General features: G+C 61.6%; 16 protein-coding genes. 7 read left to right on the forward strand and 9 right to left on the reverse strand.

Going from position 1 to position 15,486, the window contains the following annotated elements:
- Window positions 1–22: 22 nt before the first annotated feature.
- The 3 genes from V1475_RS01945 to recR are packed head-to-tail and all read left to right on the forward strand — an operon-like array spanning window position 23 to window position 2,775.
- Window positions 23–1,786: a DNA polymerase III subunit gamma/tau gene (locus V1475_RS01945; RefSeq protein ID WP_479411402.1), complete on the forward strand. Its 1,764-nt coding sequence runs from the start codon at window positions 23–25 to the stop codon at window positions 1,784–1,786.
- A gap of 43 nt (window positions 1,787–1,829) precedes the next feature.
- Window positions 1,830–2,174 carry a YbaB/EbfC family nucleoid-associated protein gene (locus V1475_RS01950; protein WP_479411403.1) on the forward strand — a complete coding sequence of 115 codons (345 nt, stop codon included), beginning with the start codon at window positions 1,830–1,832 and terminating at the stop codon, window positions 2,172–2,174.
- Window positions 2,175–2,181: 7 nt separating this feature from the next.
- On the forward strand, window positions 2,182–2,775 hold the full coding sequence (recR, locus tag V1475_RS01955; RefSeq protein ID WP_479411404.1) for a recombination mediator RecR: 594 nt from the start codon (window positions 2,182–2,184) through the stop codon (window positions 2,773–2,775).
- 59 nt (window positions 2,776–2,834) lie between these two features.
- On the opposite strand, the gene V1475_RS01960 is transcribed toward recR, so the two are convergent.
- Window positions 2,835–3,566 (reverse strand): DUF1013 domain-containing protein, encoded by a 732-nt coding sequence (locus tag V1475_RS01960; RefSeq protein ID WP_479411405.1) that lies wholly within the window; start codon window positions 3,564–3,566, stop codon window positions 2,835–2,837.
- 141 nt (window positions 3,567–3,707) lie between these two features.
- On the opposite strand from V1475_RS01960, the gene V1475_RS01965 reads away from it, so the two are divergent.
- Window positions 3,708–4,349: a ribonuclease T2 family protein gene (locus V1475_RS01965; protein WP_479411406.1), complete on the forward strand. Its 642-nt coding sequence runs from the start codon at window positions 3,708–3,710 to the stop codon at window positions 4,347–4,349.
- A gap of 52 nt (window positions 4,350–4,401) precedes the next feature.
- On the opposite strand, the gene V1475_RS01970 is transcribed toward V1475_RS01965, so the two are convergent.
- On the reverse strand, window positions 4,402–5,400 hold the full coding sequence (locus V1475_RS01970) for an NAD(P)H-quinone oxidoreductase (RefSeq protein ID WP_479411407.1): 999 nt from the start codon (window positions 5,398–5,400) through the stop codon (window positions 4,402–4,404).
- Entirely contained in the window at window positions 5,397–6,107 is a 711-nt protein-coding gene (locus V1475_RS01975) for a COQ9 family protein (RefSeq protein ID WP_479411408.1), read from the reverse strand. Before V1475_RS01975 ends, V1475_RS01970 begins: the two co-directional genes overlap by 4 nt.
- A gap of 122 nt (window positions 6,108–6,229) precedes the next feature.
- Between V1475_RS01975 and rpsU the strand changes: the two genes are divergently transcribed.
- Window positions 6,230–6,436, forward strand: a complete 207-nt coding sequence (gene rpsU / locus V1475_RS01980) for a 30S ribosomal protein S21 (protein WP_058263026.1) — start codon at window positions 6,230–6,232, stop codon at window positions 6,434–6,436.
- A 109-nt stretch (window positions 6,437–6,545) separates the two neighbouring features.
- Here the strand turns inward: rpsU and V1475_RS01985 are convergent, their stop codons facing one another.
- The 6 genes from V1475_RS01985 to mscL form a co-directional block, all read right to left on the reverse strand.
- Window positions 6,546–8,558, reverse strand: coding sequence for a DEAD/DEAH box helicase (locus V1475_RS01985; RefSeq protein ID WP_479411409.1), 2,013 nt, complete (start codon window positions 8,556–8,558; stop codon window positions 6,546–6,548).
- A 219-nt stretch (window positions 8,559–8,777) separates the two neighbouring features.
- Complete coding sequence (locus tag V1475_RS01990; RefSeq protein WP_479411410.1) at window positions 8,778–9,146, reverse strand: DUF779 domain-containing protein; 369 nt, start codon at window positions 9,144–9,146, stop codon at window positions 8,778–8,780.
- Window positions 9,147–9,297: 151 nt separating this feature from the next.
- Entirely contained in the window at window positions 9,298–10,818 is a 1,521-nt protein-coding gene (gene adh / locus V1475_RS01995; protein WP_479411411.1) for an aldehyde dehydrogenase, read from the reverse strand.
- Between the two features lie 148 nt (window positions 10,819–10,966).
- On the reverse strand, window positions 10,967–11,923 hold the full coding sequence (locus V1475_RS02000) for a GAF domain-containing protein (protein ID WP_434290242.1): 957 nt from the start codon (window positions 11,921–11,923) through the stop codon (window positions 10,967–10,969).
- A gap of 87 nt (window positions 11,924–12,010) precedes the next feature.
- On the reverse strand, window positions 12,011–12,466 hold the full coding sequence (locus tag V1475_RS02005) for an Lrp/AsnC family transcriptional regulator (protein WP_434290962.1): 456 nt from the start codon (window positions 12,464–12,466) through the stop codon (window positions 12,011–12,013).
- 189 nt (window positions 12,467–12,655) lie between these two features.
- Window positions 12,656–13,084: a large conductance mechanosensitive channel protein MscL gene (gene mscL, locus V1475_RS02010; protein WP_479411412.1), complete on the reverse strand. Its 429-nt coding sequence runs from the start codon at window positions 13,082–13,084 to the stop codon at window positions 12,656–12,658.
- Window positions 13,085–13,234: 150 nt separating this feature from the next.
- On the opposite strand from mscL, the gene V1475_RS02015 reads away from it, so the two are divergent.
- Together V1475_RS02015 and V1475_RS02020 are read left to right on the forward strand one after the other, a co-directional pair.
- The gene (locus V1475_RS02015) at window positions 13,235–13,933 is read left to right on the forward strand and encodes a glutathione S-transferase N-terminal domain-containing protein (RefSeq protein WP_479411413.1); all 699 of its coding nucleotides are present in this window, start codon (window positions 13,235–13,237) and stop codon (window positions 13,931–13,933) included.
- Between the two features lie 66 nt (window positions 13,934–13,999).
- Window positions 14,000–15,484, forward strand: a complete 1,485-nt coding sequence (locus tag V1475_RS02020) for an ArnT family glycosyltransferase (protein ID WP_479411414.1) — start codon at window positions 14,000–14,002, stop codon at window positions 15,482–15,484.
- Window positions 15,485–15,486: the final 2 nt, after the last annotated feature.

The following is a 15,486-nucleotide window of genomic DNA, read 5'->3' on the forward strand; positions in this document are numbered from 1 at the left end:
CCGCAACCAAGGAGGCCCCCGCATGACCGACACCACCACCGGCTACAAGGTTCTGGCGCGCAAATACCGCCCGGAAACCTTTGCCGATCTGATCGGTCAGGACGCCATGGTCCGCACCCTGAAAAACGCCTTCGCTGCCGACCGGATCGCGCAGGCCTTCATCATGACCGGCATTCGCGGCACCGGCAAAACCACCACCGCGCGGATCATCGCCAAGGGCATGAACTGTATCGGCCCCGATGGCACCAGCGGTCCGACGACCGAGCCCTGCGGCGTCTGCGAGCATTGCGTTGCGATTTCCGAGGGCCGCCACGTCGACGTGATGGAAATGGACGCCGCCTCGCGCACCGGGGTGAACGACATTCGCGAGATCATCGATTCGGTGCATTACCGCGCGGCCTCGGCGCGCTACAAAATCTACATCATCGACGAAGTTCACATGCTCTCGACGAGCGCCTTCAACGCGCTCCTCAAAACCCTCGAAGAGCCGCCCGCCCACGTCAAATTCATCTTTGCCACAACCGAGATTCGCAAAGTTCCGGTGACGGTGCTCTCCCGCTGCCAGCGCTTCGACCTGCGCCGGATCGAGCCCGAGGTGATGATGAATCACCTCGCCTCCATCGCCGGAAAAGAAGGCTCCGAGGTGGCGACTGACGCGCTTGCCCTCATCACCCGCGCCGCCGAAGGCTCCGTGCGCGATGCGCTCTCGCTTCTCGATCAGGCGATTTCCCACGGTGCAGGCGAGACCACCGTCGATCAGGTCCGCGCCATGCTGGGCCTCGCCGACCGGGGCCGTGTGCTCGATCTGTTCGACATGATCATGTCCGGCGACGCGGCGAGCGCTTTGGAAGAACTCGGCGGTCAATATGCCGACGGCGCCGATCCGCTCGCCGTCTTGCGCGATCTCGCCGAGATCACCCATTGGGTGTCGGTGATCAAGATCACCCCCGCCGCCGCCGAAGATCCGACCATCGGCCCGGACGAACGCGCCCGCGGCCTCGCCATGGCCGAGAAACTGCCGATGCGGGTGCTGTCGCGGATGTGGCAGATGCTTCTGAAAGCCATCGAAGAGGTCTCCGCCGCGCCCAACGCGATGATGGCCTCCGAGATGGCGATCATCCGGCTCACCCATGTCGCCGATCTGCCGATGCCCGAAGATTTGGTGCGCAAGCTCACCGAACAAAACCCGCCGCCCCGCCCGCCCTCCGGTCCTGCGGGCGGCGGCGCGCCTTCGGGGGGCGGCTCTGTTTCCGCTCAAGGTGGGTCCATGGCCCCGCGCGGTCCCGTGCATGGTCCGACGATGTCCTCAGGCGCTGCCACGGCCACGGCTCTCGCCCCGGACGCGGCACTCGCCCGCTATGTCAGCTTTCAGTCCCTCGTCGATCTCGTCGGCGAGCATCGCGACATGAAGCTCAAGATCGACATCGAATCCTATATCCGCCTCGTCAGCTATCGCCCCGGCTTCATCGAATTCGAGATGACGCCCGATGCCGACGCCGAATTCCCGCAGCGCCTGCGCAGCCGCCTCCATGCCTTCACCGGCCAGAACTGGGGCGTGACGCTTGCGAAAGCGCCCGAGGGCACGCAGACGCTCCGCGAAGTGGCCGAAGCCGAAGAGCGCGCGCTCCGGGCCAAGGCCATGGAACACCCGATGGTCGCGAAAGTGTTCGAGCTGTTCCCCGGCGCGGAGATCACCAAAATCCGCACGCCCGAGGCCATCGCCCAAGAGGCCGCCCTTGATGCGCTGCAAGAAGTCGAAGACGAATGGGACCCGTTCGAAGAGTGAACGCCCCCACACGAAACGCCCCAAAGGAATGATGGAGTAACAGATGTTCAAAGGCCTTGGCGGTCTCGGCGATATGGCCGGGATGATGAAAAAAGCCCAGCAAATGCAAAAGGATATGGCCGAGCTTCAGGAAAAGCTCGAAACCATCACCGTCACGGGCGAATCCGGTGCCGGTCTGGTGAAGGCGACCGCCACCGCGAAAGGCCAATTGACCGGCCTCGACATCGACCCGACGATTTTCCAGCCGTCTGAGAAAGAAGTGGTCGAGGACCTGATCCTCGCCGCCATCAAGGATGCGCAGTCGAAAGCCTCCGAGAAGGCCGAAAGCGAAATGAAGGCCCTGACCGAGGGCCTGGGTCTCCCCGCCGATTTCAAACTGCCGTTCTGAGGCCGATGTGAGCGGTCGTCAGGATATCGAAGATCTGATCGATCTGATGGCGCGCCTGCCCGGTCTTGGGCCGCGCTCCGCGCGCCGTGCCGTTCTGCATCTCATCCAGAAACGCGGGCGGCTGATGCAGCCCTTGGCCCGGTCCATGCAGATGGTGGCCGACAATGCCCGCGAATGCGTGCGCTGCGGCAATATCGGCACCGGCGATCTCTGTGACATCTGCGCCGACGACCGCCGCGCCAATGGCGAGATTTGCGTGGTCGAGGATGTCTCCGATCTTTGGGCCATGGAGCGCGCAGGCGTCTTTAAAGGCCGCTATCATGTTTTGGGCGGAACGCTCTCCGCCCTCGACGGCATCGGCCCGGAAGATTTGCGTATCCCGGCGCTCGTGACACGCGTCGGCGACGAACAGGTGCGCGAAGTGATCCTTGCCTTGGGCGCGACCGTCGACGGCCAGACCACCGCCCATTACATCGCCGACGAGCTGTCCGGTCGCTGCACCGTCAGTTCCTTGGCCCAAGGCGTGCCGGTCGGGGGCGAACTCGACTATCTCGACGACGGCACGATCACCGCCGCGCTCACCGCCCGCAAAAGCCTCTGATCCCATAAAAAAACCCGGAGCTTGCGGCCCCGGGTTTCTCTTATCGTCTGACGGGACGATTATTCGTCGTCGTCTTCGTCGTCATTGTCCGGCAGGTTGAAGAAGCTGTCGGCATCCGGCAGATCTTCCTCTTTCTCGTCGTCATCCATCGAAAGCGAGAAGGTCTCCAGACCGGCAATCGCCGTCGGGATCTTCGGCTCCGTATCCATCCCGAGCGAATCCTCGGTCGACAGAAGCTTGCGACGCTCGTCATCCGTCATATTCGCTTCGCGGTTTTTCGAGGCTTTCTGCACGGCCGCATCCAACTCGGACTGTTTACACAGGCCCAAAGCCACCGGGTCGATCGGCTGCATGTTGGCGATGTTCCAGTGGGTGCGCTCGCGGATCGACTGGATCGTCGGCTTGGTGGTGCCCACCAGTTTCGCGATCTGGCCGTCGGACAGCTCCGGGTGGAATTTCACCAGCCAGAGGATCGAGTTCGGACGGTCCTGACGCTTCGACAGCGGCGTATAACGCGGCCCGCGGCGTTTCTCTTCGCCTTGAGCTGCGGCGTTGAACTTGAGCTTCAGCCGGTGCAGCGGGTTTTCTTCCGCCGTCTTGATTTCCTCGGCGGTCAGCTGGTTGTTGGCGATCGGATCGAACCCGCGCACACCACCGGCGACCTCGCCGTCGGCGATGCCCTGCACCTCAAGCTCGTGCAGACCACAGAAATCGGCGATCTGTTTGAAGCTCAGCGTGGTGTTGTCGACCAGCCAAACGGCGGTGGCTTTCGCCATAATCGGTTTTGCCATGGGTCACACTCCTTAAAAATGCGGCTCTCCCCGGATACAACTTTCCCGTCGCCTGAAATGGCTTTCCCCGGTGGGGACGGTTCTCGTTGTCGGGGAACTTCGCCGCTGTATAGTGCGGATCGCAATCGGAGGAAAGAGAAAATGCGTCAACGGATCGTGTCCGCCCTAACCTGCCTTGGTCTTCTGAGCGCTTTCCCGGCTTTTGCCGAGGGCGAACAGGCGGGCGATTTCGACTATTACCTCCTCTCGCTCTCGTGGTCGCCCACATGGTGCGCCCTCGAAGGCGACGCCCGGAACTCCCCGCAATGCGACGGCAAGTTCGGCTGGGTCCTCCACGGTCTCTGGCCGCAATATGAACGCGGCTGGCCGTCCTACTGCCACACTTCCGCGCAAGATCCCTCGAAACGCGAGACCGCCGCCATGGAGGACATCATGGGCACCTCCGGTGCGGCCTGGTATCAGTGGAAGAAACACGGTCGATGCTCGGGCCTCTCCGCTCAGGACTTCCTCGCCCTCTCCCGTGCAGCCTATGACAAATTCACCCGTCCCGAAGTGTTTCGCAAACTCAAGGACGATGTGAAGCTCCCGGCCTCCGTCGTCGAGGAGGCTTTCCTCCGCGACAACCCGGACCTTGAGGCCAACGAAATCACCGTGACTTGCAAGGACTACCGCATTCAGGAGGTCCGCATCTGCCTCACCCGCGATCTCGAACCGCGCACATGCGGTGCGGATACGATCCGGGATTGCACACTGGACGATGCGCTTTTGGAGGCCATCGACTGAGTATTTGAAGCAGCAAAGGAAACAGCCCCCGTCTCCTTTGCTGCCAAAATACTCACATCTCCAGAACGATCTTGCCGATATGAGCACCGCTTTCCATATGCGCATGCGCGCGCCCGGCCTCGTCCAAGGCATAAGCGCTGTCCATCACCGGCCCGACCTGCTCCGCTTCGATCAGCGGCCAGACCTTTGCCAAAAGCGCCTCGGCGATCTTCGCCTTGGCTTCGTTCGATTGCGGGCGCAGGTTCGACCCCGTCAGCGTCAGGCGTTTGAGCATCACCTGCGCGATGTTCACCTCGGATTTCGCACCTTGCAGAAAGGCGATATTTACCAACCGGCCCTCTGTCGCCAAAGCCTTGAGGTTGCGCGGGAAATACGATCCGCCGACCATATCGAGAATGAGGTTCATCCCGCCTTCGGTCTGCGCCACCTCGACGAAATCCTCGTCGCGATAATTGATCGCCCGCTCCGCCCCCAGATCGACACAGGCCTTGCATTTCGCCTCCGACCCGGCGGTCGCAAACACCCGTGTGCCAAAGGCCCGAGCAAGCTGGATCGCCGTCGTCCCGATCCCCGAAGACCCGCCATGGACCAGAAACCGCTCCCCGGCCGCGAGGCCTCCGCGCATGAAGACGTTCGACCAGACGGTGAAAAACGTCTCCGGCAGGCAGGCGGCCTGTTTCAATGACAGACCTTTCGGCACCGGAAGCGCATGGGCCGCAGGCGTCGCAACGTATTCGGCATAACCGCCCCCCGGCAAAAGCGCACAAACCTGATCGCCAACCGCCCAATCCGACACGGACGCCCCCACGGCCACGACCTCCCCCGCGCCTTCGAGGCCCGGCAGGTCGGACGCCCCCGGCGGCGGGTTGTAAAGTCCGGCGCGTTGCAGCGCATCGGGGCGGTTCACCCCGGCATAGGCCAGTTTGATCACAATCTCATCGGCGCGGGGCCGCGGCACCGGGCGCGTGCAGGGTTTCAGCACCTCCGGCCCCCCCGGCTCGGAAATCTCCACCGCGCGCATCATCTCGGGCAGGCGACCGACCAAGCTCATTGTGCCACCTCCGGGCTGTCCGTCTGCGTCCCGGGCACATCCGTCCGCCGCGCCCCCGCAGGGGCCTTCACCATCGAAAGTGCTGCGTTCGGCAGGGCAAACATCGCCGACAGGATCTTGTTGTCGCGCACCGTCGCCTTTACCTTCTCAACCTGCATCACATCGTCGATGCGCCGGTCGAGAAACGCCTTGGTGTCGGCAAAGCCTTCGCTGTCATCGCCCAGCCAGAACAGCACCACAGAGGCGAACACCCCCGACAGCGTCGCGCGTTTCGTGTACCAGTTCACATCCTCCGATGTGTCGCCTAACGCGGTCCAGATCGCATCCGCCGTCTCCCAGACCAGTCGCGTGCCTTCGGGCGCGAGATGTGGCAGGGAGAAAAGCGACATGCCGCGCCGCACCACTTCGCGGTCCACCGCCTGAAGCCGCAGCCACACAGCATGGGCGATCTTGTCTCGAAACCGCATCTGCGACAGGTCGGCCTCTGCCAGCGCCTTGACCATCTCACGGTCGCCTCGCTTGTGATAGGCCGCCGCCAGATCGACCGATCCGCGCGGGGCCGCCACCTTGGCCAGCGCCTCGGACACACCCGAATCAGCCACCGCAACTTTGAAGGTTTCCGGCCCCCAGCCGTCGAAAACCACATGGATCAACGCGGCATCCACGAGTTTTTCACGGGTCGGATCGGGATAAGCGGTGGTTGGCATGTCTTTGTCCTCTGTTAAACGCGGGCGAGCTCTCCGGCATAGTAGACAAGCTAGAGTGTCTTTGCTATACGGCCACCTCCTGCAATTTTTGCAAATCTAACTTAGGAAGGTGGTGACACCACATGCAGGTTAGCGTTCGTGACAACAACGTCGATCAGGCCCTCCGGGCTCTGAAGAAAAAACTTCAACGCGAAGGCGTTTTCCGTGAAATGAAGCTCAAGCAACATTTCGAGAAGCCGTCCGTGAAGAAAGCGCGCGAGAAGGCCGAGGCCGTCCGCCGTGCCCGCAAGCTGGCTCGTAAAAAAGCTCAGCGCGAAGGCATGCTCTAATTAGAGCGAGTTCGACGTTTCGAACGGTCCTTTCGGGGACAGATAAAAATACAACCCCCGGCAGCTCTCGCTCCGGGGGTTTGTTTTTGTCTTCAAGTCCGGCTGTGCCTCAGCCCTTGCGGCGTGGCGTGGCGTCGCCACCTTTCGCGCCTTTGCGGAAGGGCTTCGGACCGCCGGGGCGTTTGAATTTCCCTTCCGGTTTTGCGCCCGGTTTACCTGTCGGTTTGCCGCCCGGTTTGCCCGACGCATGTCCGACGTTTGTCCGACGTTTTGCCGACGGCTTATCCCCGCCGTTTTCCGCAGCAAAACTGCCGCCCTTGCGATGCGGTTTCTTCGGCTTCGCAGGCGCATGCACCGCGTCGTCGCGTTCCTTGCGCACAGGCCGCTCGAACTTCGGTTTCTCCGAACGCGGGCGCTCTTGCGGCGCAGTTTCGCTCAGATAATCTCCAGCGGAGGTATTGCCGCGCGGCTTCTCGAAACGCGGTTTACCCTTGGACGGAAAAGCTTTTTGCGGCCGCCCGGCAGGGCTGCGCCGCCCGCCCTGAGTTTCGGGCTCGCCCGCAAGCGCGGTGACGGTGATCCCGTCCTCAAGCACGTTGCCCGCCCCGAGCCGATCAAGGAACCCCGAAAGCGCCGCTTCCTGCAATTCCACGAAGGTCTCCGTGTCTTGCATGCGGATCTTACCGATTTGAGTTTTCTCAAGATTTCCGGCCCGGCACAACAGCGGCAACAACCAGCGCGGCTCCGCATTGCCATCCCGCCCGACCGACAGGGACACCCATTTCGACGGCCCGAAAGCCGCGCGCGCATCCTGCGGGCGCTGCGCCGTATGGACGTTCAGCTCTTCGGGGGCCGAGAGACCCGCGCGATACAGACGCAGACAGGCGGTCGCCACCTGTTCCGGGCTGAATTTCTCAAGCAGCTTCGCGGCAAAGGCCTGATCTTCCCCGGAAAGTTCTTTTTCCCAGGCCGCATCGTCCATCAACCTGCTCTCGTCGAGCGCGAGGATTTCTTCGGCGGTCGGTGCATGGATCCATTCCGCTTCGATCTTGGCCCATTTCAGCAGACGCGCGGCTTTTTTCGACACGTTATCCGGCGCGATCAGCGCCGAAATCCCTTTGCGCCCGGCCCGCCCGGTGCGGCCCGAACGGTGCAGCAAACCTTCTGTATTCGTTGGCAAATCCGCATGGATCACCAGTTCCAGATTGGGCAGATCGATACCGCGCGCCGCCACATCGGTGGCGACACAGACGCGCGCGCGGCCGTCGCGGAGCGCCTGCAACGCATGGCTGCGCTCATCTTGCGACAGCTCGCCCGACAGGCTCACCACGGCAAAACCCCGGTTGGCGAACCGCGCGGTCAGACGCGCCACAGCGGCGCGGGTGTTGGCGAAAACGATGGAGGTCTGGCTGTCGTGATAGCGCAAGAGGTTGATGATCGCGTGCTCTGCGTCGCGCGGCGCGCATTGGATCACCTGATAGGTGATGTCGCTGTGCTGCTCGCGTTCGCTGATCGTCGTGACGCGAATGGCATCGCGTTGATATGTCTTGGCAATTTCGGCGATAGATTTGGAAACCGTGGCCGAGAACAACAGCGTGCGACGGGTTTCCGGCGCTTCGCCGAGCATGAATTCCAAGTCCTCGCGGAACCCGAGATCGAGCATTTCGTCCGCCTCGTCGAGCACGATGGCACGAATGTCCGACAGGTCCAGCGCACCGCGCGTGATGTGATCGCGCAGACGGCCCGGCGTGCCGACGACGATATGCGCGCCACGCTCAAGGCTGCGCCGCTCGTCGCGGGCATCCATGCCGCCGATACAGGTCGAAATGCGCGCGCCGGTTTTGGCATAAAGCCAGCCCAGCTCGCGGGCGACCTGCATGGCAAGCTCACGGGTGGGCGCGACGACAAGGGCAAGCGGGCTTCCGGCGTGATCGAAGCGTTCTGCGTCTCCGAGAAGAGTCGAGGCGATGGCAAGACCAAAGCCAACGGTTTTGCCCGATCCCGTCTGGGCCGACACCAAAAGATCCGCCTCCGCAAGTTCGGGGGCGGTGACGGCGGTTTGCACGTCGGTCAGGGTGTCGAACCCGCGCTCGGCGAGGGCTTCGGAGAGAGGCGTCAGCATCAGGGGAAAATCCGTATGGGCGCCCAAACGCAGGCGCAAGATAGCGTTCTTTAGCGGGTTTGTTCGCAGGAGTCTACAGGGGGTCGACGCTCAGCCCCTGCAGTTTCGGCCGCTTTTTGAGTATTTTTACAGCAAAGGAAAGATCTGAGAGGGCTAAACAGACGTTAAGGTTAATCAGATTAAGGTTAACGCAGGTGGAAGGGACGCGGAAGGGAGGCGTCAAGCCTCGCTGGCTGCGAGCTCTGCCCATTCCACATCGGTGAACACCCGCGCTTTCGACAGGAAACACCGGCCCCGTCCGGTATCGAGCGAAAATCCCGCGCCATGGCCGGGGCCCGCATCGAGGATCATCTGGCTGTGTTTCCAGATTTCGAAGAGTGCGGCGGAAATCCAGACCTCTGCCCCCTCGACCTCGCCAAGTTTCACGTCGCGCATACCGATCAGGTAATCGCCTTTGCGGTAGCACATCGGGGAGGAGCCATCGCAACAGCCGCCGGATTGCACGAAGACGACCGGACCATGTTCGTCCGTGATTTCGGCCAAAAGATCAACGGCGGCTTCTGTGGCAATCACGCGGCCTACAGGCATTGGAAAACCTCCTTTTGGGGTCATGAAATGCAAACGCCCCGCCATAAGCTACGACGCAGAGGCGGGGCGTTTGACTTCCGGCTTTCGATCGGAAGGTTGCGGGGCGTGGCCCTATAGGGGGAGGAGATCACGCGCCCCGCAGGGGGTAAGCTCAGAAGAAGCCGAGCTTATTCGGGTTGTAGGAGACGAGCATGTTTTTCGTCTGCTGGTAGTGATCGAGCATCATTTTGTGGGTCTCGCGCCCGATGCCGGACTGTTTGTAGCCACCGAAGGCCGCATGGGCCGGGTAGGCGTGGTAGTTGTTGACCCAAACGCGGCCCGCTTCGATGTTGCGACCGAAACGGTAGGCGCGGGTCCCGTCGCGAGTCCAGACACCGGCGCCGAGGCCATACATCGTGTCGTTGGCGATATGGAGCGCTTCTTCTTCATCTTTGAAGGTCGTCACGGAAACGACCGGGCCAAAGATTTCTTCCTGGAAGACGCGCATCTTGTTGTGGCCTTTGAGGATCGTCGGCTGGATGTAATAGCCACCCGCCAGATCGCCGTTGAACCGCGCCGCATCGCCACCGACCAGAACTTCGGCACCTTCTTCGCGACCGATGGTCAGATAGGACAGAATTTTCTCTTGCTGCTCGGAGCTGGCCTGAGCGCCCACCATGGTGTTGATGTCGCGCGGATCGCCTTGTTTGATCGCCTTCACACGAGCGATACAGCGCGCGATGAATTCGTCGTAGATGTCTTCCTGAATGAGCGCACGCGACGGGCAGGTGCAGACCTCGCCTTGGTTGAAGGCAAAGAGCACGAAGCCCTCGACCGCCTTGTCGAGATAGGCGTCATCTTCGGCCATCACGTCGGAGAAGAAGATGTTCGGGGATTTCCCGCCGAGCTCGAGCGTCACCGGGATCAGGTTCTCGGTGGCGTATTGCATGATCATCCGACCGGTCGCGGTGGAGCCGGTGAAGGCGATCTTCGCGATGCGCGGCGAACGTGCCAGCGGCGCGCCCACTTCGGCACCATAGCCGTTCACGATGTTCAGAACACCCGGCGGAAGCAGATCGGCGATATGCTCGATCAGAACCATGATCGCAGCCGGGGTCTGTTCGGCCGGTTTCATCACGATACAGTTGCCTGCGGCCAGAGCCGGCGCCAGTTTCCAAGCAGCCATCAGGATGGAGAAGTTCCACGGAATGATCTGGCCGACAACGCCGAGAGGCTCATGGAAGTGATAGGCCACGGTGTCGTGGTCGATCTCGGACATGGTGCCTTCTTGGCTGCGCAGAACACCGGCAAAGTAACGGAAATGGTCGACCGAAAGCGGAATGTCTGCGGCCATGGTTTCGCGGATCGGCTTGCCGTTGTCCCAGGTCTCGGCGGTGGCGATATGTTCGAGGTGCTCCTCGATGCGGTCGGCGATTTTCAACAGGATGTTGGAGCGCTCGCCCGCAGAGGTTTTGCCCCAGGCTTCGCGGGCCGCGTGCGCGGCATCAAGCGCCAGTTCGATATCGGCAGCATCGGAGCGGGCGACTTCACAGACCTTTTCACCGGTGATCGGGGTCGTGTTGTCGAAATATTTGCCGTTCACAGGCGGGGTGAACTTGCCGCCGATGAAGTTGTCATAGCGGGTTTTGAAAGGGGAAGCGTAGTGTGCGCTTGCCTCGGCCTGAACGTTCATTGAGTTCCTCCTCGTTGTTGCATGACGTCCTCCACGTCACGCTATAGGAGGAAATGTGAACGCTCACATAAGGGCGGCGCAATCCCCGGAAACCGACGCCGCAGCGCGGCAATGTCTCACCTCTGAGACAGGTTGAGACAGGTTCCGGTCAGTTTGCACCCGTATCGTTGAGACCGAGCCTATTCATCCGCCGATAAAGCGTTGCACGACCGATCCCAAGCTCGCGCGCCGCCGCAGAGAGATTCCCGCCCGCCCGCGCAATCGCGCGCTTAAGCGCCGCCCGCTCGGCCCGCTCCAGAGCGGAGGCGGAATCATCGCGGCCGAGAATATCCGAGGCCGGGCGTGGTGCGATCTGGCTTCCGAAGCCAAGCCCATAGGCGCGCCGGGCCGCACGGGTTGCTCCGATGATCAGATCGTCCTGATCAACCGCCAAAAGCACGGCGCCTTCCGGGCGCTCCTCGGGCGCCGCAATGATCCGGGCTTTCGGAAAGGCCGCGCGGAAGGCTTCGGTTTCGATCTGTTTCGCGGTCTGCGCCACGACACCTGCGATCAGGCGCGCATAGGCTTCGGTCTGATCGGCACGGCAGGACGACACGTCGAGCGCCGCGATCAATTCGCCATCCGGTCCGAAAATCGGCGCATCCATACAGGACATCACCGTGTTGCGGCTCAGGAAATGTTCGTCGCGATGGATCGTGAGCGCTCGCGCCTCGGTGATGCAGGTGCCGATGCCATTGGTGCCCTCGGCCTCCTCCGACCAATCCGCCCCGGTCCAAAGCCCCCAGGCTTTGAAAATATCCGCATCGGCGTCTTTCGAGCGCTGGTCGAGCACAACCCCGTCACGATCCGTCATCAAAACGGAACAGCCGGTATTGCCGACCATCTGAAACAACTGATCCAGCTTGGGTGCCGCAAGGCCCATAAAGCCTTCGAGCCGGGCGCGACGTTCGGCAATCTCCGCATCGGAAAACCGCCGCGGCCCGGGATCGCGGCTCGGATCCAGCCCGTGTTTTTGCAAAGACCGCCGCCAACTGGCCGTCAGACGCGTGCCGACAGAGCCCGATTCGACGGTGGAAATGATGTGTTCTGCATGATTTGTGCGCATCTTGGCCGCCTCCTCCCAAACGCGGCGTCCGACAGGCTTACCATAGGGCAGCCGATTTCGCCAAATCGTGATCCTGCGGCTGCATTCTCAGACCGGGAGAGCCGTCGTTTTGAACACGGTACGCATGGCAAAGGAGGATTGCATCGTCTGAACCCCGGGCAGGCGGACAAGCTGACGATGCACCTCGGCGAAATGATCGGTGTCGGCGGCGACCACCTTGAGGATGTAATCCGCCTTGCCCGCCATGAGGTGACATTCGAGCACATCCGGCATGTTGCGCACGGCTTTCTCGAAGGCGGCCAGAATGTCATCTGCCTGACTGGTCAGGGTCACTTCGACAAACACGGTCGCCCGGCGGTCGAGATGACGCGGGTCGAGAAGCGCCACATAATCGCGGATGATCCCTTCGGCCTCCAGCCGCTGCACCCTCCGGTGACAGGCCGAACTCGACACATTGGCCTCCTGTGCCAGATCGGCGTTGGAAATCCGCCCGCGTCGTTGCAGAATTCGCAAAATTCGCCGATCTGTATCATCAAGCTTGATCATTGCGCTTTTTTCTCCTGACCGACGGCCCCTGAGCGAAACAATCTCCCACGATTATTTTCTCAGGACAAGAGCGTCGGAAAGCGCGATGCGGGCCGTATGATGGATATGTGTCCCCCGCGGTGCAACACACCGCAAAAAGGCCCGCACCTTACGGTTGCGGGCCTTTCCTGTATCGTATCGCTGATCTTACTTCTTCAGAGAGTCGCGAATTTCGAGCAGTACATCGAGTTCGGAGGGGCCTGCCGGGGCCTCAGGTGCCGCTTCTTCGGCCTTGACCGCCGTGTCCTTCACTTTGTTCACGAATTTCACAAGGAAGAACACCACAGCCGCGATGATCAGGAAGTTGATCACGGCCATGATGAAGGAACCATAGGCAAAGATCGACGCCCCGGCCTCGCGTGCGGCCTCAAGAGAGGTGCCAGACGCAACCTCGCCAGAGATGACGAAATAGCGGTTGGTGAAATCCAGCCCGCCGGTAAAAATCCCGATGATCGGGTTGATCAGATCGTCGACCATGGATTTGACGATGGCGGTAAAGGCTGCGCCAACGATGATCCCGACGGCCATGTCCATGACATTGCCCTTGGCGATAAACGCCTTGAATTCTTTAAGCATTTCAGAGTTCCACTTCTGTCCCACGCAACGCCGCCCCCGTTGGGCGCGGCTCTGCACATTGCATAGCACAATGCCGCACATGCGAAATGGTTTTTTTCCGGGCCGGACATCATAGGTTATAGGGAAATTCAAACGCATGATGGAACACCGATGGCCCTCCTCAATCACCCGATCACCGCCCGCTGGCCCGCCCAACATCCCGAAAAGCTTCAGCTTTATTCCTTTCCGACCCCGAACGGGGTCAAGGTCTCTGCTGCGCTTGAGGAAATGGGCATCGACTATGAGGCACATCTGGTGACGCTCGCCGATGCCGATGTGAAAAGCCCCGAGTTTCTGGCGCTCAACCCGAACAACAAGATCCCGGCGATCATCGACCCGAACGGGCCGGACGGTGAACAGATCGAACTGTTTGAGAGCGGCGCAATCCTGATCTATCTCGCCGAGAAGACCGGAAAATTCCTCTCGACAGACCCGAAGACGCGGTATGAGACGATCCAGTGGCTGATGTTCCAGATGGGCGGCGTCGGGCCGATGTTCGGACAGCTCGGCTTTTTCTACAAATTCGCAGGTGCCGCGATGGAAGATCCGACCGCGCGCGACCGGTATATCAACGAAAGCAAACGCCTCCTGAACGTGCTGGAACAGCGCCTCGAGGGCCGCGACTGGATCATGGACGACTATTCCATCGCCGATATGGCCATCGCGCCATGGCTCAATTCCCTTGAGTTCTATGGGGCCAAAGAAGTGCTGGGCTATCACGATCTGAAAAACGTCCCGGCCTATGTCGAGCGCTTCTATGCCCGCCCCGCGGTGGATCGCGCGAAAAACATCCCCGCGCGCCCGGCGTAAGGCGATAGACCCTTCCCCGGACAAAAGTTAGGGTGTGCGCAGAGTTACGACGCGAGTGCACACCCCATGACCCATCTATCCCCTGACGGCACGACCGGCGCACTGGCCGAAGATTTGGCTGATCTCCGGACCACGCGACTGTTTTTCCTGATCCTCACGCTCTATTTCGTGGCGCAGATCGCCCTGCGGCTGATCCTCGGCGGCGCACTGGAGACGGATGAGGCGGAAATGCTGTTGATGACGCCCGGGCTGCGCTGGGGCTATGGGCCGCAATTGCCGCTGTACAACTGGTTACAGACCGGGTTGTTCGCGGTCTTTGGAGAGACGCTTTTCGCGCTTTCCCTGCTCAAGAACCTGCTGCTCTGGGCTACCTATGCGCTGCTCTTTGTCGGCTTGCGCGCCTTTGTGCCTGCCCGCATCGCTGCCCTGAGCACGCTGTCGCTGTTCCTTATTCCCGACATCGCTTGGGAAGCGGAGCGCGCGACGACACATTCCAACATGCTTTTGGCCACAATCTCGGCGACCATCGCCGGGTTTCTCTGGTCGCTCCGCGCAGGACAATGGCGGCACTGGGCGCTGTTCGGGCTGGCCATGGGGCTCGGCGGTATTGCGAAATACAATTTCTGGGCCATTCCTGCGGGACTTGTGCTTGCGGCATTGACCATCCCCGAGGCCCGGCAGCGCCTGCTGTCCCTGCGCGCGCTCATTGCCCCGGTGATCGCGGTCGCCATCGTGGCCGGACCCTATCTCTGGATGCGCGCCAACCCTGATTTGGCTCTGTCCTCGGTCGGCAAGATGGAGCTTTCCGAAGAAGCCGCACGGCTCATTCCTGAAGGGGTATCGCTCTATCTTCAGGGCCTCGTGGTGCTTCTGATCCTGCCCACGCTCGTTGCGGCGGTGTTGTGGGTCCTGTCGCGTCGCCAGACCGCCGAGACCTCCGCACATTGGTCCGTATCCCTGTTCCTGAGAACCGGCATCGTTCTTGCCCTCGCCGGGCTGATCCTCGTCTGGATCGCGGATGTCGGTCACATCACCCCGCGCTGGCTCCTGCCCATCGTTCTGCCGCTGGTGATTGCGCTGTACCTGCGCCTTTCGGCGCGCCTCTCCCGCGCGGCAACCCTTGGTTATCTCGGCACCCTCGCGCTTCTGGCCGTTCTGGTCTTTGCCGGGTTGTCTCTCGATCGCTACAAGGACGGCGCCCGGCGCGATCTCGATTTCATGCCTCTCGTTCAGATGATTGAGGACATGGACCTGCCGGAGGACACGCTGATCGTCGCGGACTTCTATGTCGGCGGCAATCTGGCCCGCATCCACCCGGATTGGCGCATTCTCTCCGATTTACCGGCAGGAGCACGCATGGAAGAGGCCACTCAACTCCTGCTTCTGAGCCGCAACATGCGAGCAGAGCAAGGCCTGTCGCAGCTTGCCGCACGGGTCGGTTGGCCCTATGCGACCGAGGCGGACTATGGCGCAGAACAGCAGATCGCGCTGCCGTTCCACCATGGTGAGAAAACGCTGCCCCTCCGCCTGCTCCACGGCACGGCACGATAAGG

This window comes from Celeribacter sp. SCSIO 80838 (assembly GCF_056498065.1).

Coding starts and splice junctions, on each gene's coding strand:
- V1475_RS01970 (WP_479411407.1), bottom strand. CDS start 5,400: ATGAGCTTGGTCGGTCGCCTGCCCGAGATGATGCGCGCGGTGGAGATT.
- V1475_RS02015 (WP_479411413.1), top strand. CDS start 13,235: ATGGCCCTCCTCAATCACCCGATCACCGCCCGCTGGCCCGCCCAACAT.
- adh (WP_479411411.1), bottom strand. CDS start 10,818: ATGAACGTTCAGGCCGAGGCAAGCGCACACTACGCTTCCCCTTTCAAA.
- V1475_RS01990 (WP_479411410.1), bottom strand. CDS start 9,146: ATGCCTGTAGGCCGCGTGATTGCCACAGAAGCCGCCGTTGATCTTTTG.
- rpsU (WP_058263026.1), top strand. CDS start 6,230: ATGCAGGTTAGCGTTCGTGACAACAACGTCGATCAGGCCCTCCGGGCT.
- V1475_RS01985 (WP_479411409.1), bottom strand. CDS start 8,558: ATGCTGACGCCTCTCTCCGAAGCCCTCGCCGAGCGCGGGTTCGACACC.
- V1475_RS01975 (WP_479411408.1), bottom strand. CDS start 6,107: ATGCCAACCACCGCTTATCCCGATCCGACCCGTGAAAAACTCGTGGAT.
- V1475_RS01960 (WP_479411405.1), bottom strand. CDS start 3,566: ATGGCAAAACCGATTATGGCGAAAGCCACCGCCGTTTGGCTGGTCGAC.
- V1475_RS02000 (WP_434290242.1), bottom strand. CDS start 11,923: ATGCGCACAAATCATGCAGAACACATCATTTCCACCGTCGAATCGGGC.
- V1475_RS02020 (WP_479411414.1), top strand. CDS start 14,000: ATGACCCATCTATCCCCTGACGGCACGACCGGCGCACTGGCCGAAGAT.
- V1475_RS01950 (WP_479411403.1), top strand. CDS start 1,830: ATGTTCAAAGGCCTTGGCGGTCTCGGCGATATGGCCGGGATGATGAAA.
- V1475_RS01945 (WP_479411402.1), top strand. CDS start 23: ATGACCGACACCACCACCGGCTACAAGGTTCTGGCGCGCAAATACCGC.
- mscL (WP_479411412.1), bottom strand. CDS start 13,084: ATGCTTAAAGAATTCAAGGCGTTTATCGCCAAGGGCAATGTCATGGAC.
- V1475_RS01965 (WP_479411406.1), top strand. CDS start 3,708: ATGCGTCAACGGATCGTGTCCGCCCTAACCTGCCTTGGTCTTCTGAGC.